This window comes from Dickeya chrysanthemi NCPPB 402 (genome assembly GCF_000406105.1).
Classification (GTDB): Bacteria; Pseudomonadota; Gammaproteobacteria; order Enterobacterales; family Enterobacteriaceae; genus Dickeya; species Dickeya chrysanthemi.
Genome location: NZ_CM001974.1, coordinates 4,565,053 through 4,589,076, shown reverse-complemented (window position 1 = coordinate 4,589,076; position 24,024 = coordinate 4,565,053). Strand labels below are relative to the sequence as shown.

The 24,024-nt window shown below is 54.4% G+C and carries 20 protein-coding genes; 8 read left to right on the top strand and 12 right to left on the bottom strand.

The window, feature by feature from the left end; all coding sequences use genetic code 11:
* The first annotated feature begins 117 nt into the window (after positions 1–117).
* Positions 118–165: a spot 42 RNA, inhibition of DNA synthesis gene (locus DCH402_RS23475; protein WP_071892919.1), complete on the top strand. Its 48-nt coding sequence runs from the start codon at positions 118–120 to the stop codon at positions 163–165.
* A gap of 162 nt (positions 166–327) precedes the next feature.
* Here the strand turns inward: DCH402_RS23475 and yihA are convergent, their stop codons facing one another.
* Positions 328–972 (bottom strand): ribosome biogenesis GTP-binding protein YihA/YsxC, encoded by a 645-nt coding sequence (gene yihA / locus DCH402_RS20340; RefSeq protein ID WP_200864866.1) that lies wholly within the window; start codon positions 970–972, stop codon positions 328–330.
* 223 nt (positions 973–1,195) lie between these two features.
* On the opposite strand from yihA, the gene yihI reads away from it, so the two are divergent.
* Together yihI and hemN are read left to right on the top strand one after the other, a co-directional pair.
* Positions 1,196–1,729 (top strand): Der GTPase-activating protein YihI, encoded by a 534-nt coding sequence (gene yihI, locus DCH402_RS20335; RefSeq protein ID WP_040003161.1) that lies wholly within the window; start codon positions 1,196–1,198, stop codon positions 1,727–1,729.
* Positions 1,730–1,909: 180 nt separating this feature from the next.
* Positions 1,910–3,283 (top strand): oxygen-independent coproporphyrinogen III oxidase, encoded by a 1,374-nt coding sequence (gene hemN / locus DCH402_RS20330; protein ID WP_040003159.1) that lies wholly within the window; start codon positions 1,910–1,912, stop codon positions 3,281–3,283.
* Between the two features lie 203 nt (positions 3,284–3,486).
* On the opposite strand, the gene DCH402_RS22560 is transcribed toward hemN, so the two are convergent.
* The 4 genes from DCH402_RS22560 to glnA form a co-directional block, all read right to left on the bottom strand.
* Positions 3,487–3,609, bottom strand: coding sequence for a YshB family small membrane protein (locus DCH402_RS22560; protein WP_015848448.1), 123 nt, complete (start codon positions 3,607–3,609; stop codon positions 3,487–3,489).
* Positions 3,610–3,879: 270 nt separating this feature from the next.
* A complete protein-coding gene (glnG, locus tag DCH402_RS20325; protein WP_015848447.1) occupies positions 3,880–5,292 on the bottom strand; it encodes a nitrogen regulation protein NR(I) in 1,413 nt (470 codons plus the stop codon).
* 8 nt (positions 5,293–5,300) lie between these two features.
* Entirely contained in the window at positions 5,301–6,350 is a 1,050-nt protein-coding gene (glnL, locus tag DCH402_RS20320; protein ID WP_033568900.1) for a nitrogen regulation protein NR(II), read from the bottom strand.
* Positions 6,351–6,555: 205 nt separating this feature from the next.
* Positions 6,556–7,965, bottom strand: coding sequence for a glutamate--ammonia ligase (glnA, locus tag DCH402_RS20315; protein ID WP_015848445.1), 1,410 nt, complete (start codon positions 7,963–7,965; stop codon positions 6,556–6,558).
* A gap of 374 nt (positions 7,966–8,339) precedes the next feature.
* Between glnA and typA the strand changes: the two genes are divergently transcribed.
* From typA to fabY, 4 genes are all read left to right on the top strand, one after another.
* Positions 8,340–10,163: a ribosome-dependent GTPase TypA gene (typA, locus tag DCH402_RS20310; RefSeq protein ID WP_040003157.1), complete on the top strand. Its 1,824-nt coding sequence runs from the start codon at positions 8,340–8,342 to the stop codon at positions 10,161–10,163.
* Between the two features lie 220 nt (positions 10,164–10,383).
* The gene (yihX, locus tag DCH402_RS20305) at positions 10,384–10,986 is read left to right on the top strand and encodes a glucose-1-phosphatase (protein ID WP_040003155.1); all 603 of its coding nucleotides are present in this window, start codon (positions 10,384–10,386) and stop codon (positions 10,984–10,986) included.
* Positions 10,987–11,002: 16 nt separating this feature from the next.
* Entirely contained in the window at positions 11,003–11,440 is a 438-nt protein-coding gene (gene dtd, locus DCH402_RS20300; RefSeq protein ID WP_015848442.1) for a D-aminoacyl-tRNA deacylase, read from the top strand.
* Between the two features lie 99 nt (positions 11,441–11,539).
* Complete coding sequence (gene fabY, locus DCH402_RS20295) at positions 11,540–12,481, top strand: fatty acid biosynthesis protein FabY (protein ID WP_040003154.1); 942 nt, start codon at positions 11,540–11,542, stop codon at positions 12,479–12,481.
* Between the two features lie 60 nt (positions 12,482–12,541).
* On the opposite strand, the gene DCH402_RS20290 is transcribed toward fabY, so the two are convergent.
* The 7 genes from DCH402_RS20290 to gmk form a co-directional block, all read right to left on the bottom strand.
* Positions 12,542–14,296, bottom strand: coding sequence for an AsmA family protein (locus DCH402_RS20290; protein ID WP_040003152.1), 1,755 nt, complete (start codon positions 14,294–14,296; stop codon positions 12,542–12,544).
* 155 nt (positions 14,297–14,451) lie between these two features.
* Positions 14,452–15,840, bottom strand: a complete 1,389-nt coding sequence (locus tag DCH402_RS20285) for a nucleobase:cation symporter-2 family protein (RefSeq protein WP_040003151.1) — start codon at positions 15,838–15,840, stop codon at positions 14,452–14,454.
* Positions 15,841–16,019: 179 nt separating this feature from the next.
* The gene (recG, locus tag DCH402_RS20280) at positions 16,020–18,101 is read right to left on the bottom strand and encodes an ATP-dependent DNA helicase RecG (protein WP_040003150.1); all 2,082 of its coding nucleotides are present in this window, start codon (positions 18,099–18,101) and stop codon (positions 16,020–16,022) included.
* Positions 18,101–18,793 (bottom strand): tRNA (guanosine(18)-2'-O)-methyltransferase TrmH, encoded by a 693-nt coding sequence (gene trmH / locus DCH402_RS20275; RefSeq protein ID WP_040003149.1) that lies wholly within the window; start codon positions 18,791–18,793, stop codon positions 18,101–18,103. The genes recG and trmH overlap by 1 nt, the downstream gene beginning before the upstream one ends.
* Positions 18,794–18,799: 6 nt before the next feature.
* Positions 18,800–20,902, bottom strand: coding sequence for a bifunctional GTP diphosphokinase/guanosine-3',5'-bis pyrophosphate 3'-pyrophosphohydrolase (gene spoT / locus DCH402_RS20270; protein ID WP_040003148.1), 2,103 nt, complete (start codon positions 20,900–20,902; stop codon positions 18,800–18,802).
* 24 nt (positions 20,903–20,926) lie between these two features.
* Positions 20,927–21,202: a DNA-directed RNA polymerase subunit omega gene (gene rpoZ, locus DCH402_RS20265; protein ID WP_012886708.1), complete on the bottom strand. Its 276-nt coding sequence runs from the start codon at positions 21,200–21,202 to the stop codon at positions 20,927–20,929.
* A 54-nt stretch (positions 21,203–21,256) separates the two neighbouring features.
* Positions 21,257–21,880, bottom strand: coding sequence for a guanylate kinase (gene gmk / locus DCH402_RS20260; RefSeq protein WP_040003146.1), 624 nt, complete (start codon positions 21,878–21,880; stop codon positions 21,257–21,259).
* A 293-nt stretch (positions 21,881–22,173) separates the two neighbouring features.
* Here gmk and ligB point away from each other — a divergent pair, with 293 nt between their 5' ends.
* The gene (ligB, locus tag DCH402_RS20255; RefSeq protein WP_040003145.1) at positions 22,174–23,856 is read left to right on the top strand and encodes an NAD-dependent DNA ligase LigB; all 1,683 of its coding nucleotides are present in this window, start codon (positions 22,174–22,176) and stop codon (positions 23,854–23,856) included.
* Positions 23,857–24,024: the final 168 nt, after the last annotated feature.

Sequence of the window (24,024 nt, the reverse complement as noted above, 5' to 3'; positions counted from 1 at the left end):
TGACCTGGTTTGAGTTTGTTTAATTTGCCGTCGGTTTTTATGAAATTAAACAACAAAAAATACTTTTTTCCAGAAAAGAAATGGGGTAGAGTTAAACGCGTAGGGTACAGAGGTAAGATGTTCTATCTTTCAGACCTTTTACTTCACGTAATCGGATTTGGCTGAATGTTAGCCGCCCCGGTCAGGTTTCTGATCGGGGCGTTTTTTATTGTTCGGATAAAATTTTTCTGGATAACGAAATCTTATGCTACCGACAAAAAAATTTGCCGGTAGTTGTTTGGTTAACAATGGTGTTCCAGAAAGAGGCCGATGAAACTGTTGGGAAGGTTACTGCTCTGATTCGGAGAGCGATTGCTCATCTGCTGGCGGTAATGTACTGAACCAGTTATCTAATTTCTGACGTAATTTATCTACACCGGTTTTTTTCAGCGAAGAAAACGTTTCAACCTGAATATCCCCCATGAATGGCGAGACTGCTTCCCGCACCATGTTTAGCTGGGATTTACGGGCGCCCTGAGCTAGCTTATCCGCTTTGGTCAGTAGTACCAGTACAGGCAGCCCGACATCAACAGCCCACTCTAGCATCTGCTGGTCCAAATCTTTGAGCGGATGACGAATATCCATTAATACAACCAACCCTTTCAGACAGTTACGCTTTTGCAGGTATTCACCAAGCGCTCGCTGCCATTTGCGTTTCATCTCTTCCGGCACTTCGGCATAGCCATAGCCGGGCAAATCAACCAGACGTACGCCATCGGTTACTTCGAACAGGTTGATCAGTTGGGTTCGACCCGGCGTTTTACTAATACGGGCCAGGCTTTTCTGGTTGGTCAGCGTGTTGAGTGCGCTGGATTTACCTGCATTGGAACGGCCGGCAAAAGCGACTTCGATACCGCTGTCGGCAGGAAGATGACGGATATCCGGCGCGCTGGTGACGAAATGAGTCATATGATAGTTGTATTGCTGGGTCACAATGTGCGTCTCTGTCTGGATCACGATTTTATACAGCTGATTATACCTGTAACTGATGAGAAAGGCGGCGTTTATCTGTTTTGAGCGGGTAAGGCGCGTCGTAACAAACTGAAAAAATAAAACCCGTATAGAACTCCTGGATCACTTTTTTATTGGTATGCTTTCTGCTAGATTCCGCCGCAATTCTCCCTATTTTTGCTCATCCGAACCCGAGATTGACGCTATGAAACAACCATCAAAAGAGGCGGGACGCAAAGCTCCTGCACCGAAAACCAAAAGAAAAAGCCGTGAGCAGTTGGATCTTGAAGCTCGCGACCGCAAACGCCAGAAAAAACACCGTGGCCACGCTGCGGGAAGCCGTGCCCAACCATCCGGCGGCCATCAGCAAAATGCGGCTTCCGGCAAGGCGGCAGACCCGCGTATTGGCAGTAAAAAACCTGTGTCGTTACTGCCTGAAGGCACCGTTACACCGGTGAAATCACCGCTAACGCCGAAAGAGAAACCCGCTCGTCTGTCACCGCAGGAAGAACTGGAGATGCTGGAAAATGATCCGCGTCTTGATGAACTGCTGGACAGGCTGGAGAAAGGTGAAACGCTGCCGGCTAAAGACCAGTCCTGGCTGGATGAGACGCTGGATCGCATCGATATTCTGATGGAGCAACTGGGCATCAGCCTGGATGATGACGAAGAAGATGACGAGCAAGAAGAAGATATGCTGCAACTGCTGCGTCGCAATAATCCTAAAGACGGTTATTAATGCTAAAAGCGCTGTTTCTGCTCATAACCTTATTCGTTCTGTGTTTTTTGGTTGGTCTGTTGGTTAAACTGTGGCGCCTGTCGAAACGGAAAGGCAGGCTACAGCGTGCCGTACTGGCTGGGCAGCATCGATTGCCGCGACGTCGTACGGCGAGGACCGGTTACAGGAAGGAGTGAGCATATGTCCGAACAGGCTATTGACTGGGATTTAGCCCTGATCCAGAAATACAACTATTCGGGGCCTCGCTATACGTCCTATCCTACCGCACTGGAATTCAGCGACAGTTATGATGACGCAGCGTTTGTCCAGGCGGTGGCCCGTTATCCTCACCGCCCGCTGTCGCTGTATTTGCATATCCCGTTTTGCCACCGCCTGTGTTACTTCTGCGGCTGTAATAAGCTGGTGACCCGGCAATTACATAAAGCGGATGAATACCTTGATCGGCTGGCGCTGGAAATACATCAACGCGCACCGTTGTTTGCCAACCGCACTATTACGCAAATGCACTGGGGCGGTGGAACGCCAACCTTCCTGAATAAAGCGCAGATTAGCCGCCTGATGGCGCTGCTTCGCCGGCATTTCCATTTTTCTGAACACGCGGAAATGTCGCTGGAAGTGGACCCGCGGGAAATTGAATTGGATGTGCTCGATCATTTGCGCGCCGAAGGGTTCAATCGCCTTAGCATGGGGGTGCAGGACTTCAATAAAGAGGTGCAGCGGCTGGTTAATCGCGAGCAAGACGAAGCCTTTATTTTTGCGCTGATCGAGCGGGCCAAAGCGCTGGGGTTCGCCTCCACCAACATTGATTTGATCTACGGTTTGCCAAAGCAGACGCCTGACAGATTTGCCTTTACCTTGCAGCGGGTGGCGGAGCTGCGTCCGGATCGCCTGAGCGTATTCAATTATGCTCATTTGCCCAACCTGTTTGCTGCGCAGCGCAAGATTAAAGACGCTGATCTGCCGGATGCGGAACAAAAGTTGGCGATTTTGCAGCAAACCATTCAAAGCCTGACCGCCGCGGGTTACCAGTTCATTGGTATGGATCATTTCGCCCGGCCGGACGACGAACTGGCGGTAGCGCAACGTGAAGGAAAACTGCATCGCAATTTCCAGGGGTATACCACCCAAGGCGACACCGATTTACTGGGGCTGGGGGTTTCCGCCATCAGTATGATTGGCGACAGTTATGCCCAGAATCAGAAAGAATTGAAGCAGTACTACGCTGACGTTGAACAGCGCGGTCACGCGTTATGGCGCGGTTTATCCCTGACTCGTGATGATTGCATCCGTCGTGATGTGGTCAAGGCGTTAATTTGCCATTTCCAACTGGAGTTTGCTGAGATTGAACAGGCATATGGCCTGTCGTTCGGTGACTATTTTCGCGAGGATTTGGCGCTGCTGGCGCCAATGGCACAAGATGGGTTGGTTGATATTCTGGCCGATCGTATTCAGGTGACGCCGAAAGGGCGGCTGCTGATCCGCAATATTTGCATGTGCTTTGACATCTATTTGCGCAGCAAAATGCGTGAGCGTCAGTTTTCCCGGGTGATTTAATCTCGCACGAAATCGAAACGCATTGCCTGCCATGTGTCTGGCGTTATGTCGGTAAGATAAATAGGCATGGCAAAAGAAAAGAGCCGGTCATAACGACCGGCTCTTTTCTTATTTATCCCCTTCATACTTCCAGCCGCAGTACGTTGTTCAACACGAACATGTTGTCCTGCAACTCGAATCTTTCGGGTATATGTCAGCGTGATTTAGCTGAAGAAATTGATCAGCGCCGCACATAACACGGCTGCAATCGCAGTTTGCGATGAATGACCCATCGCACTGCTGATTTCAGCGCCGTGCGTCACGGCAGAAAAAATGGATTCCAGCATGGTTACCCTCTCCAGTCAGCGACGTGATCATACTGCTGGCACGGCGCAAGTAAAGTACAAAATATATTCGTTATATGGCAAATCGAGGCGGCATGATTTTATGGCGTGAACTATCCGCTGTCGTCTCCTTTTTAGGTTGTAGCAAGCGGAGCTCAACGCGCAAACCAACGCGAGTTTTTAGGGGGAAGCGGCGAATTTTTCCAGCTATATTGCAGGCTAAATTCGCCATTATTAGGGAGTGGCTGGTAATGAAAAAACGCCCGACGAGCGTTATTCCATGCCCAGTTCCTTGAGTTTACGCGTCAGGGTATTTCGTCCCCAGCCGAGTAGTCTTGCTGCTTCCTGTTTGTGCCCTTGTGTATGACGTAATGCGGTTGTCAGCAATGTACGTTCCATTTCCGGTTGTGCTTCCGCCAACAGGTTTTGATGACCGGAACGCAGCGCGCGGTCAGCCCATTGCGCCAGCAGCGTAGCCCAACTGTCGGGCATGACGTGCACAGTAGCGTCTGGCGCCGTGGTTTCAAACAGCTCCGGCGGCAGATCCTGAATCAGCACTTCCTGTCCCGCCGCCATCACCGTCAGCCATCGGCAGGTGTTTTCAAGCTGGCGCACGTTGCCCGGCCAGGGTAAGCGGGTGAGTGCTGCCTCGGTTTCCGGGTGTAGGTTTTTCGGCTCCACACCCAGCTCTTTGGCGGTCGCCTGCAGAAAATAACGAGCCAGACGTGGAATATCTTCCCGACGTTCGCGTAATGGCGGCAAATGAACACGAATCACGTTCAGACGATGGAACAAGTCTTCGCGGAATTTACCTTCCTGAACCCGTAATTCCAGGTTCTGATGTGTGGCGGCGATAATGCGCACATCCACCTTCACGGCCGCATAGCCGCCGACACGATAAAACTGGCCGTCGGCCAGTACGCGCAGCAGGCGGGTTTGCACATCGAGCGGCATATCGCCGATTTCATCAAGAAACAGCGTCCCGCCGTCAGCCTGCTCAAAACGCCCCTGCCGAATTTGATTGGCGCCGGTAAAGGCGCCTTTTTCATGGCCGAACAGTTCTGATTCGATCAGATCCTTGGGGATAGCCGCCATATTCAGTGCGATAAAAGGCGCTTTAGCACGTGGGCTGTGGCGGTGCAGCGCATGGGCGACCAGTTCTTTACCGGTGCCGGATTCGCCGTTGATCAATACACTGATCGATGAGCGGGAAAGGCGGCCGATAATCCGGAACACATCCTGCATAGCCGGCGCTTCACCGATGATGTCGGTAGTCGGCCCGCTTATCGGCTGGCTGCGAACCGGCTGCTGCTGTTCCATGTAATGGCTGATGGCGCGTTCAACCAGCGCTACCGCTTCGTCGATATCGAACGGTTTGGGCAGATAATCGAAAGCCCCTTGCTGGTAAGCGCTGACTGCTGCATCCAAATCGGAATGGGCGGTCATGATGATCACCGGCAGCATCGGGTGGCGCTGTTTGATCTGTTGCAGTAATGCCAGCCCGTCCATACCGGGCATACGGATATCCGACAGCAGGACATCCGGCGTTTGAGTGGTCAGCGCGTTTAATGCCTGAGTACCGTTATCAAAGGTTGCACAGGTTAATCCCGCCCCGGTAAGCGCACGTTCAAGCACCCAACGGATGGAGCTATCGTCATCGACAATCCAGACTATCCCTCGTTGCATCGTGAACCTCACTGGCGAATGGGCAGATACACCGAGAATTCGGTATGACCTGGCCAACTGTTAAATTCAATTTTTCCGGAGTGTTGATCGATAAGGTTGCGGGCAATCGATAAGCCCAGCCCGGTGCCACCTTCACGACCGCTTACCATCGGGTAGAACAACGTATCCTGCAGATGCGCCGGCACGCCGGGGCCGTCGTCTTCAATATCGATACGGGCCACCAGACGGTAACGCACGCCATGTAGCGTCAGCTGGAATGCTGTGCGGGTGCGGATGGTAATGGTGCCGCCCTCCTCACCCAGAGCCTGCATGGCATTGCGGGTGATATTGAGCAGCACTTGTTCAATCTGATCCGGGTCGTGCATCAGTTCCGGCAGGCTAGGATCGTAATCACGCACCAGCGTCACGTTATCCGCTTTTTCCATCGACACCAGTTGGAATACCCGTTCGGCAACCTGGTGAATGCTTTGCGTAACGTGCAGGCCGGGTTGCTGTGGGCCGAGCAACCGGTCTACCAAATTACGCAGGCGGTCGGCCTGTTCGATAATGACTTTGGTGTATTCCATCAGCGCCGGGTCCGGCAGGGCTTTTGACAGGAGCTGTGCCGCGCCGCGCAGGCCGCCGAGCGGGTTCTTGATTTCATGCGCCAGACCGCGCACCAAATCGCGAGCCGCCTGTTGCTGGGCATGTTGTAGCTGTTCCTGACTGAGACGGCGCTGGTTATCCATCGGCGCCATTTCCAGCAGGATAAAGTCGTGCTGAATACGCTGTGCCGTCAGCGACATGATATGTGCCCGGCCATCCACCACGATGGTGACCTCGTTATCGGTAAAGCCTTGCCCTGAGTCGAGACTTTCGCGCATCAGGTCGAGGTTCAATGAAAAGTAACCGAGTAACTCCGGCAGTGGCGTTCCAGACAATTTGCGTGAGCTTTGGGCCAGAAGTTGCTGCGCCGCCGGGTTGGAATAGTGAATAGCCAGATCTTTGTCTAGCAATAAGATGCTGTTTATTAAAGAATTGAGGATCTGCCCAGCATCGGGCAGCGTGCCTGTTGCCATAACGCAGACTCCCGCACCATTTTAGTGCACACTATTCTGGATTGTAGTTTAAGTCGCAACTGTAAAATCTATTGTGGAGAAAAAAGCCCATCCGAAGATGGGCTGAAAAGTTTCCACGGCAACAAAAATAAACATAAATAAAAAACAGCTATCAAACGGCAGTATGAACATCATTTTCATCATCCTGCCGTTCAGGCGTGGGGTATTACACGCTGTAGTACAGTTCGAACTCAACCGGGTGCGGCGTCATGCGAACGCGGTCGTTTTCAGCGATACGCAGTTCGATGTAAGCATCGATCGCGTCGTCGGTGAATACGCCACCGCGGGTCAGGAACTCGCGGTCTGCATTCAGGGCGTTCAGTGCTTCTTCCAGAGAGCCGGCTACGGTCGGGATCTCTTTCGCTTCTTCCGGCGGCAGATCGTACAGGTTCTTGTCCATGGCATCGCCCGGGTGGATCTTGTTGATGATGCCGTCCAGGCCAGCCATCAGCAGTGCAGCGAAGCACAGATACGGGTTAGCGGCCGGGTCCGGGAAGCGCACTTCGATACGGCGTGCTTTCGGGCTGGAGACCACCGGAATACGGATGGAAGCGGAACGGTTACGGGCAGAGTAAGCCAGCATAACCGGCGCTTCGTAACCCGGGACCAGACGCTTGTAAGAGTTGGTGGTCGGGTTGGACAGGGCGTTGATGGCTTTAGCGTGTTTGATCACACCGCCGATGTAGTACAGCGCGGTTTCAGACAGGCCGCCGTATTTGTCGCCGGAGAACAGGTTGGTACCGTCTTTAGCCAGAGACATGTGGCAGTGCATACCGGAACCGTTATCGCCGAACATCGGTTTCGGCATGAAGGTCGCGGTTTTACCGAAGGCGTGCGCCACATTGTGAACGACGTATTTGTAGATCTGGATTTCGTCGGCTTTCTTGGTCATGGTGTTGAAGCGGGTGGCCACTTCGTTCTGACCAGCGGTCGCTACTTCGTGGTGGTGTGCTTCAACCACCAGGCCCATTTGTTCCATGGTCAGACACATGGCGGAACGCAGATCCTGCGCAGAGTCTACCGGCGGAACCGGGAAGTAACCACCTTTCACAGCCGGACGGTGGCCTTTGTTGCCGTCTTCGTATTTAGTGCTGGAGTTCCAGGCGCCTTCGATGTCGTCGATAGCAACGTGGGAACCGGAGATGCTGCTGCCGAAACGCACGTCATCAAACAGGAAGAATTCCGGCTCCGGCCCGAACAGTACGGTATCGGCGATGCCGGAAGAACGCAGGAAATCTTCAGCGCGTTTGGCGATGGAACGCGGGTCGCGGTCATAGCCCTGCATGGTGCCCGGTTCCAGAATGTCACAACGGATGATCAGGGTCGGTTCTTCGAAGAACGGATCCATAACCGCAGTAGTCGCGTCCGGCATTAACACCATGTCGGATTCGTTGATGCCTTTCCAGCCGCCAATCGAGGAACCATCAAACATTTTACCGTCTTCGAAGAAGTCAGCATTAACCTGGTGGGCTGGAATGGTGACGTGCTGCTCTTTGCCTTTGGTATCCGTGAAGCGAAGATCAACAAACTTCACCTCATGCTCGTTCAGCATCGTCAAAACGTGTTCTACTGACATACTTGGTTCTCCCGATTGTGTCATTTATCGTCGTGGAACGAATATCGTTGTGGAATGATGTTGTTACCGTACAAAACATATAGCTAAAACTGTGCCAACTTTTAAGAATAGTTCTAAACGGCATTCCTGCTGGTTTTTTGTGTCCTCATGCACTGCACCAAGATAGTTAACTGCACCAATTGTGTGCACCATTTTGGTGTTATTGCACTTAATTGGTGCTTGTTGTTTGTGGGGTGCTGCTTTATTGCACCGTGAAAGGGATCACAGACCCGTTATTAGCAGGTTGTTTGTGGAAGATGATTGTGATCTTGTTCAGTCGCTCGATTAATACGTGTACAATAGCGCGCTATTTCTAAAATGCCTGAGGCAAAGCTGTGATCGAAAATTTGCGTAACATCGCTATTATTGCGCACGTTGACCATGGAAAAACAACCCTGGTTGATAAGTTGCTGCAACAGTCCGGTACGTTGGGTGAGCGTAACGACGCCACCGAACGTGTTATGGACTCCAATGATTTGGAAAAAGAGCGCGGAATTACCATCCTCGCCAAAAACACCGCCATCAACTGGAATGACTACCGCATCAATATCGTGGATACCCCAGGGCACGCCGACTTCGGCGGCGAGGTAGAGCGCGTGATGTCCATGGTGGACTCTGTACTGCTGCTGGTAGACGCGATGGACGGCCCGATGCCGCAGACGCGTTTCGTGACCCAGAAAGCTTTTGCCTATGGCCTGAAGCCGATTGTTGTCATTAATAAAGTGGACCGCCCCGGCGCACGTCCTGACTGGGTGGTCGATCAGGTGTTTGACCTGTTTGTAAACCTGGGCGCTACCGACGAGCAGTTGGACTTCCCGATTGTTTATGCGTCCGCGTTGAACGGTATTGCCGGTCTGGACCATAACGATATGGCCGAAGACATGACCCCGCTGTTTGAAGCCATCGTGAAACACGTTGAAGCGCCGAATGTCGACCTCGACGGTCCGTTCCAGATGCAGATCTCCCAGCTGGACTACAACAACTATGTTGGCGTTATCGGTATCGGCCGTATTAAACGCGGCGTGGTGAAACCGAACCAGCAGGTCAGCATCATCGACAGCGCAGGCAAAGTACGCAACGGTAAAGTGAGCCAGGTGCTGGGCCACCTGGGTTTGCAGCGTATTGAAAGTTCACTGGCGGAAGCAGGCGATATTATTGCCATCACCGGTCTGGGTGAACTGAACATTTCCGACACTATCTGCGATACGTCCTGCGTGGAAGCGCTGCCGGCCTTGTCGGTAGACGAACCTACCGTGACCATGTATTTCTGCGTTAACACCTCGCCGTTCTGCGGCAAGGAAGGCAAATACGTGACGTCACGTCAGATTCTGGATCGTCTGCGTAAAGAGCTGGTGCATAACGTGGCGCTGCGTGTAGAAGAAACGGAAGATCCGGACGCGTTCCGCGTATCTGGTCGTGGTGAGCTGCACCTGTCCGTTCTGATCGAGAACATGCGTCGTGAAGGTTTCGAACTGGCGGTGTCCCGCCCGAAAGTTATCTTCCGTACCATCGACGGCCGCCGTCAGGAACCGTTCGAACAGGTAACCGTGGATATCGAAGAGCAGCATCAGGGCTCGGTGATGGAAGCGCTGGGTCTGCGCAAAGGCGAAATGCGCGACATGATCCCGGACGGCAAAGGTCGCGTACGTCTGGATTACGTGATCCCGAGCCGTGGTCTGATCGGCTTCCGTACCGAATTCATGACCATGACCTCTGGTACTGGTCTGCTGTACTCCACTTTCAGTCACTACGATGACATCCGTCCGGGTGAAATCGGCCAGCGCCAGAACGGCGTGCTGATCTCCAACGGGCAGGGTAAAGCGGTTGCCTATGCGCTGTTCAGTCTGCAGGATCGCGGTAAGCTGTTCCTGGGCCACGGCGCTGAAGTGTACGAAGGCCAGGTCATCGGTATTCATACCCGTTCCAACGACCTGACGGTTAACTGCCTGACCGGTAAGAAACTGACCAACATGCGTGCTTCCGGTACCGACGAAGCTACCGTGCTGGTGCCGCCGGTGAAAATGTCGCTGGAGCAGGCGCTGGAGTTCATCGATGATGACGAACTGGTTGAAGTAACGCCGACCTCTATCCGTCTGCGTAAACGTCATCTGACGGAAAACGATCGTCGTCGTGCGAACCGTTCCGCCAAGGACGAGTAATTCGTTATTTTTATTGATATTTCAGGCGGGTGAGGCAGAGTACCGAAGCCGCCTTGCAATAAGGCCCCAATTTGGGGCCTTTGTTTTTTTCGGACTTCCGTTTCCTGCCTTCACCCAAATTTGCACTATTTTTGACCTTATTATGATCCTGCTTATCCTCCCTGTTCAGCACGGATTTTTCTCGCTACAGTGAAAACCTACTGGTCATTCTGGAGGACACATGCTGTATATCTTTGATTTAGGTAACGTCGTAATCGATATCGATTTCAATCGTGTACTGGGGGTGTGGAGCAATCTGAGCGGCGCACCGCTGGCGGCCCTGCGTAAGCGCTTTGAGTTGGGGCATACCGTTGCGCTGCATGAGCGCGGTGAAATCAGCGATGAAGAGTTTGCATCGCGGTTGTGCCATGAACTGGGAATTTCGCTCAGCTTTGAGCAGTTTTCGACCGGTTGGCAGGCCATTTTCATTGGTGTACGCAAAGATGTGATCGAGATCATGCATCGTTTGAGGCAGGAAGGGCATCGCGTGGTAATACTCTCCAATACCAATCGCCTGCATTGTCAGTTCTGGCCGGATGAATACCCCGAAGTACAGCAAGCTGCAGACCGGCTTTATCTGTCGCAGGATATCGGCCTGCGTAAACCGGAAGCGGCGATTTACCATCATGTTTTGCGCGAAGAGGGTTTTGATGCCAGTGACGCGGTCTTTTTTGATGACAACGCCGCGAATGTGGATGCGGCTAACGCGTTAGGCATCCGCTCTATTTTAGTGAGCGATCGGCAGGTCGTGCCGGATTTTTTTGCCAGCCAGGTTTTCAAGTAGGAGTCGTAAGGTCGTTATGATCGCATTAATTCAGCGAGTATCTTCCGCTAGTGTGGCGGTGGAAGGGAAGAGTGTTGGAGAGATTAACCGTGGATTGTTGGTGTTGCTGGGCGTAGAGCAAGGCGATGACGAACAAAAAGCGACCCGATTATGTGAAAAGGTGATCGGCTATCGGATTTTTGGCGATGATAACGACAAGATGAACCTGAACGTACAGCAAGTCGGCGGTAGTTTGCTGGTGGTGTCGCAGTTTACGCTGGCGGCGGATACGCAAAAGGGTATGCGTCCCAGTTTTTCCCGTGGTGCCGCCCCGGCAGAAGCCGATCGGTTGTATCAGTATTTTGTTGGTCAGTGTCGCGAGCATGGCCTGACGACGGAAACCGGTCGTTTTGCGGCGAATATGCAGGTCTCTCTGGTGAACGACGGGCCTGTCACTTTTTGGCTGCAGGTATAGTCCTGGCGGTAGGTATAGCCCTAACGGTAGGTATAGTCTGGTTGCGGATGTAAGCTGACGTTAAGCTGTAATAATAAGTATGCGTTGAGAGGGGCGGTTATGTACTACCTGAGAGTACCGGAAAGCGCTGAAGAGCTGGATGCTTATTACCAGTTCCGCTGGGAAATGTTGCGTAAACCGCTGCATCAGCCGCTAGGCTCCGAGCGTGATGCCTATGATGCGCTGGCTCACCATCAAACCATCGTTGATGGGCAAGGTAATTTGGTGGCGGTTGGCCGTCTCTCAATCAATGCCGACAATGAAGCATCGATACGTTTTCTGGCCGTTCATCCTGATGTTCAGCGCAAAGGGCTTGGTACGCTGATGGCAATGGCGCTGGAATCGGTGGCGCGTCAGGAAGGCGTAAAGCGGGTGGTATGTAGCGCCCGTGAGGATGCGATGGCGTTTTTCTCCCGTCTTGGTTTTGTGAATCAGGGGGAAATTACCACGCCGATGACGACGCCGGTGCGCCACTTTTTGATGATTAAGCCGGTGGCCACGCTGGATGATATTCTGCATCGTCCGGACTGGTGTGGTCAGTTACAGCAAGCGTGGTACAACCATATCCCGTTGAGTGAAAAGATGGGGGTACGCATCAGTCAGTACACCGGGCAGAAGTTTATTACCACCATGCCGGAAACGGGGAACCAGAATCCGCATCATACGCTGTTTGCCGGCAGTATGTTTTCGCTGGCGACGCTTACCGGGTGGGGGCTTATCTGGTTGCTGCTGCGTGAACGGCAACTGGGCGGCACCATTATTCTGGCGGATGCGCATATTCGCTACAGCACGCCGGTAACCGGGCGCCCCAGTGCAGTGGCGGATTTAGGATCGCTGAGCGGCGATCTGGACCGGCTGGCGCGTGGACGCAAAGCGCGGGTACAGTTACAGGTGGAGCTGTTTGGCAATGATAAAAAAGGTGCGGTATTTGAAGGCATCTACATTGTGCTGCCGCCAGATCAGAATGAATTGCTGGAGCAAGGTGGCTCCGCGATTCGCTAACTCTGAAAACCGGGTATGAATATGAAACAGCCACCATGACGGTGGCTGTTTATTTTGTGCTTAAGGTTGTTCAACCGGCGCAGACGGCGGTGTCGCAGGTACTGTGGGCGTGGGGGCTGCCGCGGGCGTACTCTCCGCCACCGTTCCCTGATGCATGGCCTGGCTGATGGTGTGCCCGGCGCTATCGATGCCTTGCAATGTACCGTTGAGTGTCGGTTTCAGCGGGCTTGCCGTTTCCAGCCGGCCGTTCAGGTGTAACTGCAGGTTGGTGTTGCCGGTGGGCGCAGTGGCGGGAACCGGCCAACCCCAACGGGTCAGAACATCGAACGCTACGGCTTTGCCGGTCAGGTCCAGCGTGAAAGTTCGGGCAGGCTGCTGTGCAATGACTGCTCTGGCTTCCAGCAGGCCACTTTGAGTAAACGCGCTCAAATCCGTCAGCGAGATTTGGTTGTCATTGGCGTTTAACGCCAATGATGGGCGACGAATATCGACTTTATTGAAGGTGGCGTCGCTGGCGTTCAGGTTAAGTGCGCCTTGCCATACGCCCCACTGGTGGTTGCGCGCCAGCAATAGATTGTTACCGAAACCGTCCAGCGCGGTAAGCTGGAAGGGAAAATCCGGGTTGATATCGATAAGCAGGTTGTGGTTTGCGCTGAATTTCCGCAGCTCCACCTCTGCCAGCCAGTCGGGCAGCGTTTGTTGCCAACGTTGACGCCAGTCTGCCGGCAGTGTGTATTCCATGCCTGCTACGACCAATTCGTCCAGCGTTAGTCGCTGGTTGCTGCGCAGCCAGCTACCGCTGGTACGCAACAGACCGCCTTCCCAGCGGGTAGAAAACTGTTTGATATTCACGCCCTGTTTCGACAAATCCAGACTGACGATCGGGTCGACCAGATGCATGTTGCCGTTGACGATATCGGTGGCATTGAATGACAGCGAACCGTCGTCGCTTTGCCAGTCATTTTGCCGAAACGTCACGTTTTGCAGGGTGACATCCAAATCAGTGAAGGCCCAATTTTGCCCTTCGATACGGGCATCGATCAGGTCAAAGCGATTGACGGTTACTGCAGGCAGGCGAGTCACCGGTTGCCAGAAGTCTGCCATTGATGCTCGAGTCTGCAACCGAACATTGCTCAGCCGCAGATTATTAACCAACCAACTGCCATCCGCTGCCCGGGAGGCATTGCCCGTCAGTTCGCCTCGCGCCACATCGGCACCGAAGTTCTCCAGCGTCAATTGCCGGTTATTAAACTGCCCTTGCACCAGGACTTTGCTTGCCGGCAGGTCATTGAGCAACAACGCGTTTGCGCTGAGCTGGAAAGCGGCTTTCTTACCCAGCAGAGCGCCTGGCTCTGGCTGCCACGGCGTAATACCGCCGGTTACCTGTTCGCCCTTCAATCGCCAATCGCCGTCTTGTGCCTGCAGCGCCATGGTTTTCAGTTGCAGAACATCCGCTTCAATCGGCAAGGTAAAATCCGTCTGACCCAGATTGAGGGTGCCGCCTTCCAACGTCAGGCTGGAAAAATGACGCGGATCCGTAATCTGACGTACGCTAAATCCCACAGCGATACGCTGCGCAACCAGTGTAATTGGTTGATTTTTATGACCTAAACTGACATCCAGTAATTGAATGCTACCAGGGGACGACCAGTCATGCGCCATTTTTCTGAATGACGCCTGGTACTCGGTACGTTGGTTAACCCATTGACTGATATGCCTGGCGCCCCATTCCGTCTGGGCTAGTACATACAGCACCACTACAGCCAGCAGCGCCAGTAACAGCAGTGTGAGAAGAAGTTTCCCGATAAGTTTCATTGCTTAGGTCCGCGCCAGTCACAAGGGATGATGGTGTTATGCCGTAATTATCCTGTTGTCTCAATAGGTAACTTATTACAGACGATAAATAAGGGCCGATGTTACACCATCGGCCCTTATTATCACGTAAGACAAAAAATTTCTGGAAGCCCGGCTTACTCTTTTTCGTGAGGAAAGACCAGATTCAATACGATTGCTGTGATGCCGCCCGCAGCAATGCCCGACGACAACAGCGTTTTCAGCCATTCCGGTGCGAACTGCAAAATCAGCGGTTGTTGGGAGACGCCCAGACCAACGGCCAGCGACAGCGCGATAATCATAATGGCCCGGCGATTAAGCGGCTCGCGGGAGACGATACGGACCCCAGAAGCTGCAATGGTGCCGAACATCACGATAGTTGCTCCACCCAACACGGGCTCTGGAATATGTTGCACAAAACCGCTCACCGCCGGGAACAGGCCCAGTACGATCAGCATCAATGCCACCACGAAACCCACATAGCGGCTGGCAACGCCGGTCAGTTGAATCACGCCATTATTTTGCCCAAAACAGGAGTTAGGGAAGGTATTGAACACGGCGGACAGGCAGGAGTTCAGGCCATTCGCCAGTACCCCGCCCTTCAGGCGTTTCATATAGAGCGGGCCGCTGACCGGTTGCTCGGAGACATCGGAGGTAGCGGTGATATCACCGATGGTTTCCAGTGAGGTCACCATGAATACCAGCATCAGCGGAATCAACAGATTCCAGTCAAAGCCAAGGCCGTAGTACAACGGGGTAGGCACGTTAATCAGCGACTGATTGGGTGTGCCGGTGCTTTCCGGCAGCATACCCATCATCCAGGCGGCCAGATAACCGATAGCCATGGCGATAACCAGCGATGCGACGCGCAGGTAAGGGTTGCGCTGGCGATTCAGGATGATGATGACGACCAGTACGACGGCCGCCAGCAGCAGGTTCTTCGGCGCGCCAAAAGTATGGTTACTCATGGCGGCAAAACCGCCGCCGATTGATGTCAGGCCAACCTGAATCAGCGACAAGCCGATGATCATGACGACGATACCGGAAACCAGCGGCGTAATAATGCGGCGCGCCAGGTGCAAAACACGCGACAGCAGAATTTCGGTGCAGGAGGCGAGCATCAGCGTGCCGAACAACGCCGCCATCATCGTCGGCACATCCGCACCGCCGTTTTTCAGCGCCATGCCACCCATGATCAACGGGGTAACAAAGTTGAAGCTGGTACCCTGAATGGACAGCAGGCCGGAGCCGACCGGTCCCCAGGTTTTGATTTGCAGAATAGAAGCCAGACCGGAAGCGAACAGTGACATACTGATGATGTGTTGCGTATCCTGCGCAGGCAGACCCAGCGCCTGACAAATCAGCAGTGCCGGAGTGATGACCGCAACAAACATCGCCAACAGGTGTTGGCAGGCGGCAAACAGGGTTTGCGGTAAAGGAGGCCGGTCCTCCAGGCGGTAAATCAGTTCGCTATGAGCCGGTTTGGCGGCATCGGCCTGAGGTAACTCGGTGGTGGAAAGACTCATGATTGTGGGCGCTCCTGAACGGCAAAAAACGCATTTTAATCATCTGCACTGTAAAAGCAATCGATTGCGGGATGGGATTTACTTATCGCCCGGAATAGGCATGAGTGTAATGCTATGCTGACTTTACAGGCAGGCTGAATCGAACGAAGACGAAAGAAAACAAGGCGCGCGAGTCATTCTCAGGCGTTGGTATAGCGGGTACGTTCCGGCAACCAGCGTTCGATCAACGCTCTGGCATGTTCCGGGTAGTGCTCATGGATATGGCGCGATACCCGTTGAACCTGTGGAATTAATGCTTGATCGCGCAGTAAATCGGCCACTTTGAAGGCGGCGTTACCGGTTTGACGGGTGCCGAGCAATTCACCAGGCCCCCGAATTTCCAGGTCGCGCTGGGCGATAACGAAACCGTCGTTGCTATCACGCAGGACTTGAAGCCGCATTTGCGCTGTTTTACTCAAGGGCGATTTGTACAGCAACACGCAGTGAGAAGCGACAGCACCGCGACCAACGCGGCCGCGCAATTGATGCAACTGTGCCAGCCCCAGCCGTTCCGGGTTTTCGATGATCATCAGGCTGGCATTCGGCACATCCACGCCGACTTCAATCACCGTGGTGGCGACCAGCAGATGCAGCTGATTGGTTTTGAATGCCTCCATAACCGCCTGCTTTTCCTGTGCTTTCATTCGTCCATGCACCAGGCCGACAGCAAGCTCGGGTAACGCCGCTTTCAGTTCCTGGTAAGTGGCTTCGGCCGCCTGCGCTTCCAGCAGTTCGGATTCTTCTATCAGGGTGCAGACCCAGTACGCCTGCCGACCTTCCTGCAGACAGGCATTGTGCACCCGCTGGATGATGTCATCGCGCCGGGTATCCGCAATCGCGACCGTCGTAACCGGCGTACGGCCCGGCGGCAGTTCATCGATAACCGAAGTGTCGAGATCGGCATAAGCGGTCATCGCCAGCGTACGGGGGATCGGGGTGGCGGTCATGATTAATTGATGAGGGTGAAAGCCCTGTTCTTCGCCTTTTTCCCACAACGCCAGCCGCTGATGCACGCCAAACCGGTGTTGCTCATCGATTATCACCAACGCCAGGCCGTTAAACTGTACCTGTTGCTGAAAAATAGCATGGGTGCCGACCACCATGGCGACCTGTCCGCTGGCGATGGCCTCTTGCTGGGCTTGCCGCGCCTTGCCCTTTTGTTTGCCGGCCAGCCAGCCCACTTCGATACCCAGCGGCTCGAACCAGCGGCGGAAGTTGGCCGCATGTTGTTCAGCCAGCAGTTCGGTAGGCGCCATCAGCGCCACCTGTTTGCCGTGAGCGATGGCCCGCAATGCCGCCAGAGCGGCTACCAGTGTTTTACCGGAACCGACATCGCCTTGAACCAGGCGCATCATCGGAAATGGCTTGTTCATATCCTGTTCGATTTCCGCCACCACCCGTTGTTGCGCGCCGGTAGGGCTGAACGGCAGCGCAGCCAGCAGTTGTTGCTTCAGGTCGTCTTTGGTACCCAGCGCCAGTGCCCGGTGGCGTTGTGCGCCAGCACGCACCGCCAGCATACTCAGATGGTGCGCCAGCAGTTCTTCCATCACCAGACGTTGTTGCGCCGGATGTTTCCCTTGCTCCAGTTCAGCCAGTTTCACATCCGGCGGCGGGCGGTGCAGAGTGCGCAACGCGTCCGGCAGGCTAATCAGCCCGTGGCGCATTTCCTGGGGCAGCAGTTCGTCAATCGGCTGGGTATCCAGCAGTTCCAGCGCCTGATCGGTCAGTTTACGCAGCGTCGCCTGCCGTACCCCCTCGGTAGTGGGATAAACCGGCGTCAGGGTTTCCTGTAGCTCGACATTCGCGCTTTCGCCCTGCACCCGGTATTCCGGATGGATCATTTCGCCGCCCAGCTTACCGCGCCGTATTTCTCCGTATGCCAGCACCCGCTGACCCGGCGACAGGCTATTTTTCATGGCGGCGTTAAAATTAAAGAAGCGTAGCGTGAGCATGCCGCTGCCGTCGCTGATTTGGCAGGTCAGCATCCGGCGTTTGCCAAAGGTGATGTCGCTGCGTAGTACTTCGCCTTCAACGGTGGCGTACATGCCTGGCAGCAGGTCGTTAATCAGGTAAAGGTGGGTACGGTCTTCATAGCGTAATGGCAAGTGCAATAATAGATCCTGCACTGTCTCCAGACCGAGACGGGCCAGTTTTTCCGCCTGGCTGGCCCCGACGCCGGCAAGGGTGCTCAACGGCTGGGTATGCAGCAGGCGGCTATTCATTATTGCTCCGTGGATTGCATCGCCGCCCACCAGGGTGCGTCGGCAATCACCTGACCAGTCTGGTCAATGTGTGGGCGTGGTAGTCCTTTGCGTTTGGCGACGCGCGCCAGCACCGGGTAACCCCCTTCGAACATCAGGCGCTGCTGCTCTTCTTCATCCAGAGGGCTATCTTCGCGGCGGTACATGCCGGCCAACTGACGTTGACGCTGCGCTTCGTACAGAATCAATGCGGAGGCCACAGAAACGTTTAACGATTGCACCATACCGATCATCGGAATGATGATGTCCTGATCGGCAAGCGCCAGCGCATCGGCGGAGATACCGGTTTTTTCCTGCCCGAGCAGGATGCAGGTAGGTCGAGTGTAATCCACATCACGGAAGTCGACCGCGTCGGCAGACAGGTTGGTCGCCAGAATTTGCATTCCCTGCATTTTAAGATGGCCGACGGCGTCCTGAATGGTGCGGTGGGTTTTTACTTGTACCCAGCTATTGCTGCCGGCGGCGGTAGACACCAGGGTTTTCATACGGCTTGTCGGCCATACTGCATGTACCTGATGTACGCCAACCGCATCGGCCGTACGGATAACGGCGGATACGTTGTGAGGTTTATGCACCTGCTCCATGCACACGGTCAGATCAGGCTGACGGTTGTTGAGCATCTCGCGGATACGTGTATAACGTTCTGGGGTCATAACAGGCTAATTTCGGTTACGGTTGACTTTAATCACGTCCGGCATCACGCGGATCTTGCGCATAATATTCGCAAGATGGATACGGTCGCGCGTGGTGAGGCGAATAAAGGCGCTGTACACCCGGCCATCCCGTTCTTCGGTGTTGATACTCTGGATATTCGAGTTCGATGCGCTGATCGCCGCCGTCAGGTTAGCCAGTGCTCCCTGATGGTTGAACATGTCGACCTTGATTTCCGTCATGAACTCTTGCTCGGTCACTTCATCCCACTCTACCGCCATGAATTTTTCCGGCTCTTTCTGGTAGCCACGGATGTTGCGGCAGGACTCATGATGAATCACCAGCCCTTTACCGGGGCTGACATGCGCGATGATTGGGTCGCCGGGGATGGGGCGACAACATTTGGCGAACGTGATCAATACGCCGTCGGCACCCTTGATAGGCAACTTGCGGATACCTGCCGTACCGGATTCCGTATGTTCTTCCAGCAAATTGCGCGCGACCACCACGCTCATGGCGTTACCCAGACCGATCTCCGCCAACAGGTCGTCCAGCGAGGCGAGCTTCATACGCTCCAGCTCCCGCTGAATATTTTGCTCCGGAATATCAGACAATTTACGGCCGCTACCTAATGCGTGGTTGATCAGGCGGCGCCCCAGGCTGACGGAATCGTCACGCTTGAGGTTTTTCAGCATTTGGCGAATTTTTGCACGTGCTTTGGAGCTGACGACGAAGTTGAGCCAGGCGGCGTTCGGGCGGGCGCCCGGTGCGGTGATAATTTCGATCGTTTGCCCGCTGGACAAGGCTTGCGACAGCGGATACGGCTGGCGATCGACGCGTGCGCCGACACAGGCGTGGCCGATATCGGTATGTACCGCATAAGCAAAGTCCACCGGAGTCGCGCCGGCGGGCAGCTCGACGATGCGGCCTTCCGGCGTGAACACGTAAATTTCGTCCGGAAACAAGTCGGATTTAACGCTTTCGATGAATTCGAACGAACTACCGGCGCTCTGCTGTAGCTCCAGCAGGCTTTGCATCCAGCGTTGGGCACGTACCTGCGCCGTCGTACTACTGCTCTCGCCCTCTTTATAGGCCCAATGCGCCGCGACCCCCATTTCCGCCATCTGGTCCATATCCTCGGTACGGATCTGAACTTCCACCGGCACACCGTGCGGACCGATAAGAGAAGTATGGAGCGACTGATAGCCGTTGGCCTTGGGGATGGCGATATAGTCTTTCACCCGGCCGGGGCGCGGTTTGTACAAGCTGTGTACCTGCCCGAGCACGCGGTAGCAGGTATCCACTTCCCGCACGATCACCCGAAAGGCATAAATATCCATAATCGAGTGAAAGCGCTGCTCTTTCAGGTGCATCTTGCAGTAAATGGAGTACAGATGCTTTTCGCGACCGCTGACGCGACAACTGATGCCCGCCTCTTTCAGGCGACCTTCAATTTCGGCGAGGATCTTTTGAATCATCTCCTTGCGGTTGCCGCGGGCGGCTTTCACCACCTCTTTGATGACCCGGTAGCGGTTGGGGTAGAGCGCTTCAAAACCCAGCTCTTCCAGTTCGGTTTTCAGATGATGAATACCGAGACGGTGTGCGAGCGGGCTGTAGATTTCCAGCGTTTCCCGGGCGATGCGTCGGCGTTTATCCGGGCGCAACGAACCCAGCGTTCGCATATTGTGGGTGCGGTCAGCGAGTTTGATCAGAATGACGCGGATATCCTGCACCATCGCCATGATCATTTTGCGGAAGTTTTCCGCCTGAGCCTCTTTCTTATCGCGGAATTTCAGCTTATCCAGCTTGGAGACGCCTTCCACCAGTTCAGCCACGCTTTTGCCGAACAGCTGTTCCATATCCTGATAGGTGGCGGGCGTATCTTCAATCACATCGTGCAGCAAGGCGGCCATCAGCGTTTCGTAGTCGAGACGCATTTCAGCAAGAATGCAAGCCACCGCCACAGGATGGGTGATATAAGGCTCACCGCTGGAGCGAGTCTGGCCCTCGTGAGCATCACGTGCAACAAGATAAGCCTGCTTGAGGCGCTTTATCTGGTCTTCCGGCAGATAACGCTGAATCAGCAGATTGAGGCTTTCGAACAGATACAAGGGCGACTCACGACCGAATTCGAATTAACGACGACCTTCAGCGATAGCGGTAACTGCCTGAATTTCTGCAGCTTCCTGTTCCTGCTGTTCCTGACGCTCACGGGTGTCCAGAATCTGGCCGTTGATCAGACCTTCTTCAATTTCGCGCAGCGCGATAACCGTGTATTTATCGTTTTCTTCCGGAACCAGCGGATCTTTGCCACCCACCTGGATCTGACGGGCGCGACGGGCGGCGACCAACACCAGGTCAAAACGGTTACCAATTTTTTCTACAGCGTCCTGAACAGTTACGCGTGCCATAGTGTGTACTCCAGTGGGGAAATAAAATGACTGGGCATCATACTGAAAGTGCCGTCAGTCTGCCAATAGTTTGGTGATTAAAGCGTCATGTCGGACTTTCTGACGGCTCAGGCGAAGACGCTCGGCGCGAATGATGGTTTTTAGATCGGACAACGCCAGATCGAAATCATCGTTCACAATCAGATAATCGTATTCGGCGTAATGACTCATTTCCGCCACCGCCTGTTTCATCCGGCGGGCGATGACTTCTTCACTATCCTGACCGCGACCGCGCAGACGACGCTCCAGTTCTTCCTGCGAAGGAGGCAGGATAAAAATGCTGCGGGCTTGCGGCATGCGTTCGCGAATCTGGCGAGCGCCCTGCCAGTCGATATCCAGAAACACATCGACGCCGGTAGACAACACCTGCTCGATAGCCGCGCGGGACGTACCGTAATAATTGCCGAAAACTTCGGCGTATTCCAGAAAATCGTCCTCTTCGATCATTTTTCTGAATTCATCTACCGACACGAAGAAGTAGTGCTCGCCGTGAACTTCGCCTGGGCGCATGGCGCGGGTGGTGTGTGAAATAGAAACCTGAGTGTCATACAGCGGCTGTGTTTTCAGCAACGCCTGAATCAAGCTGGATTTCCCTGCACCGCTGGGTGCGGAAACAATGTACAACGTACCTTGAGCCATAGTGAATTCTGTGTCTGATCAAAGATGAAAGGAGAGATGCGGTCAGTCGCGCATTTTTCCGCATTATACACGCCGCCGTGTGGGCCGTCGCGTGGTGAAACACAGCCTGACGCCCTGCCTGTTATCTGTCACTCTGCGTCTTTCTCATTTGCAAACCGTCTTCCTGATTTTATTTCGATTGCAGCAACCGGTGCGATGCCGTGCGGCCTGCGTCGCATTCCCTTGTTTTGGGACTCGTATTTTCTGACTGCCTGCGGGGTAATGCCTGGGTTTTCGCTCAGGGAGGAAAAGCGATGCGATATCAATACGCGCTGGCGGCAGTGTGGTTTTTAGTGAGCGGTTTTGCCAACGCGATGCCTTGTCCGGCATGGTCGTCGGCGCGCGCTGAACGGGAGGTAGCCCAACTGGGGCAACAACTGACGCAGTGGGACAATGCGTATTACGAACAGGGTCATAGTCCGGTAGACGATCAGGTTTATGACCAGTTGCGTCAAACGCTGGCCACCTGGCAACGCTGTTTTCAGTCGGATACCGAACGTTTTGCAATACGTCTGTCGTCAACCGGTAAGCAATCTCATCCGGTGGCGCATACCGGCCTGAAAAAACTATCTGAACCAACCGAATTGAAACAGTGGGTTGATCGGCGTGATGACCTATGGGTACAACCCAAGATCGATGGTGTAGCGGTGACGCTGGTTTATGAGCAAGGGAAACTGGTGAGCGCCGTCAGCCGCGGCAATGGGCGTCAGGGCGAAGACTGGACCGATAAGGTCCGCCAGATTAACTTAGTGCCGCAAGTGCTCTCCGGCATGTCCGGCCGCCAGATTTTTCAGGGTGAGTTGTATTTGCCGGTAACGGAACACCGGCAGTACGTGTCCGGCGGCATCAATGCACGGGCGCAGGTGGCGGGTGAAATGCGGCGAAAACAGCCGTCGCCGCTGTTGTCCCGCCTTGGCGTATTTATCTGGGCCTGGCCGGACGGCCCGGCAGACATGCCGACGCGGCTGGCGAAATTACGGGAGATGGGGTTTGGGCTGGCCGCAGATTACACACAATCCATTTCCTCTCTGGAGGCGGCGGCACAGTGGCGTGAACGCTGGTATCGTGCGCCGCTGCCGTTTGTAACCGATGGCGTAGTGTTACGCCAGGCGAAGGAGCCGGCCGGTCGTTACTGGCAGGATACTCCGGCGGAATGGGCAGTGGCCTGGAAATACCCGTTGATGAATCGGGTGACGGAGGTCACCGGCGTTGATATTGAAATAGGACGCACCGGCAGAATGACTGTGGTACTGCAACTGCAACCGGTCATGCTGGATGACAAGAGCGTGAGTCGGGTCAATCTCGGCTCGGTTGGTCGCTGGCGACAATGGGATGTTTTACCGGGGGATCGGGTCAGCATCAGTCTGGCGGGATTAGGGATTCCCCGGCTTGACGCGGTGGTATGGCGCGCAGTGGTGCGGGAGTCGATAACCGTTCCGGCTGTATCGCCTTTTGATGTTTTCAGTTGTTTGCAATGGAGCCGGGAGTGCCAGCCGCAGTTTCTGGCCCGGCTGGTATGGATGAGCGGTCGCAACGGGTTGTCGCTTAACGGCATCAGTGAAGCGACCTGGCGGCGCCTGGTGCAGCACGGCACGCTGGTCGACGTGGTGTCCTGGCTGGCGCTGGAGCCCGCTCAGTTGGCGGCGGCCGGTGATTTCAACGAACAACAGGCGGCGCGGATTTATCGCCAGTTACAGCAGGCGCGCCGCCAGCCATTGCGGCGCTGGCTGCTGGCATTAGGATTACCCGTGCCCTCCAGCGCCCGGTATGCGTTGGAGGGGGCTTCGCTCGAACAGTTGCAGCAACGCTCAATCGTGGAGTGGCAGCAGTTTTCCGGTATCGGCGCTCGGCGAGCGCAGCGCATTCGGGATTTTCTGCATCACCCGGAAATTGTCCGCCAACTGGCATGGCTCAATGAACAAGGCGTGAAATCATGATGAGAATAATTACGCTGGCAGAAAAGAATGGCGATCTTCAGATAATAACCAGAGTGATGAATTGAATGGGAAATAGCCGAAATAGCCAACATAAAAATAGAAATAACATGGAAAGCCAATTCGTCGATATTAACAGGAAAAATGGAATCCAGGAGTTGCTTCTGTCTT

Bases quoted from the DNA above. Each gene is read 5' to 3' on its own strand.
- yihI (WP_040003161.1), top strand. From the start codon at position 1,196: ATGAAACAACCATCAAAAGAGGCGGGACGCAAAGCTCCTGCACCGAAA.
- hemN (WP_040003159.1), top strand. From the start codon at position 1,910: ATGTCCGAACAGGCTATTGACTGGGATTTAGCCCTGATCCAGAAATAC.
- DCH402_RS22560 (WP_015848448.1), bottom strand. From the start codon at position 3,609: ATGCTGGAATCCATTTTTTCTGCCGTGACGCACGGCGCTGAAATCAGC.
- glnG (WP_015848447.1), bottom strand. From the start codon at position 5,292: ATGCAACGAGGGATAGTCTGGATTGTCGATGACGATAGCTCCATCCGT.
- glnL (WP_033568900.1), bottom strand. From the start codon at position 6,350: ATGGCAACAGGCACGCTGCCCGATGCTGGGCAGATCCTCAATTCTTTA.
- glnA (WP_015848445.1), bottom strand. From the start codon at position 7,965: ATGTCAGTAGAACACGTTTTGACGATGCTGAACGAGCATGAGGTGAAG.
- yihX (WP_040003155.1), top strand. From the start codon at position 10,384: ATGCTGTATATCTTTGATTTAGGTAACGTCGTAATCGATATCGATTTC.
- dtd (WP_015848442.1), top strand. From the start codon at position 11,003: ATGATCGCATTAATTCAGCGAGTATCTTCCGCTAGTGTGGCGGTGGAA.
- fabY (WP_040003154.1), top strand. From the start codon at position 11,540: ATGTACTACCTGAGAGTACCGGAAAGCGCTGAAGAGCTGGATGCTTAT.
- DCH402_RS20290 (WP_040003152.1), bottom strand. From the start codon at position 14,296: ATGAAACTTATCGGGAAACTTCTTCTCACACTGCTGTTACTGGCGCTG.
- DCH402_RS20285 (WP_040003151.1), bottom strand. From the start codon at position 15,840: ATGAGTCTTTCCACCACCGAGTTACCTCAGGCCGATGCCGCCAAACCG.
- recG (WP_040003150.1), bottom strand. From the start codon at position 18,101: ATGAATAGCCGCCTGCTGCATACCCAGCCGTTGAGCACCCTTGCCGGC.
- trmH (WP_040003149.1), bottom strand. From the start codon at position 18,793: ATGACCCCAGAACGTTATACACGTATCCGCGAGATGCTCAACAACCGT.
- rpoZ (WP_012886708.1), bottom strand. From the start codon at position 21,202: ATGGCACGCGTAACTGTTCAGGACGCTGTAGAAAAAATTGGTAACCGT.
- gmk (WP_040003146.1), bottom strand. From the start codon at position 21,880: ATGGCTCAAGGTACGTTGTACATTGTTTCCGCACCCAGCGGTGCAGGG.
- ligB (WP_040003145.1), top strand. From the start codon at position 22,174: ATGCGATATCAATACGCGCTGGCGGCAGTGTGGTTTTTAGTGAGCGGT.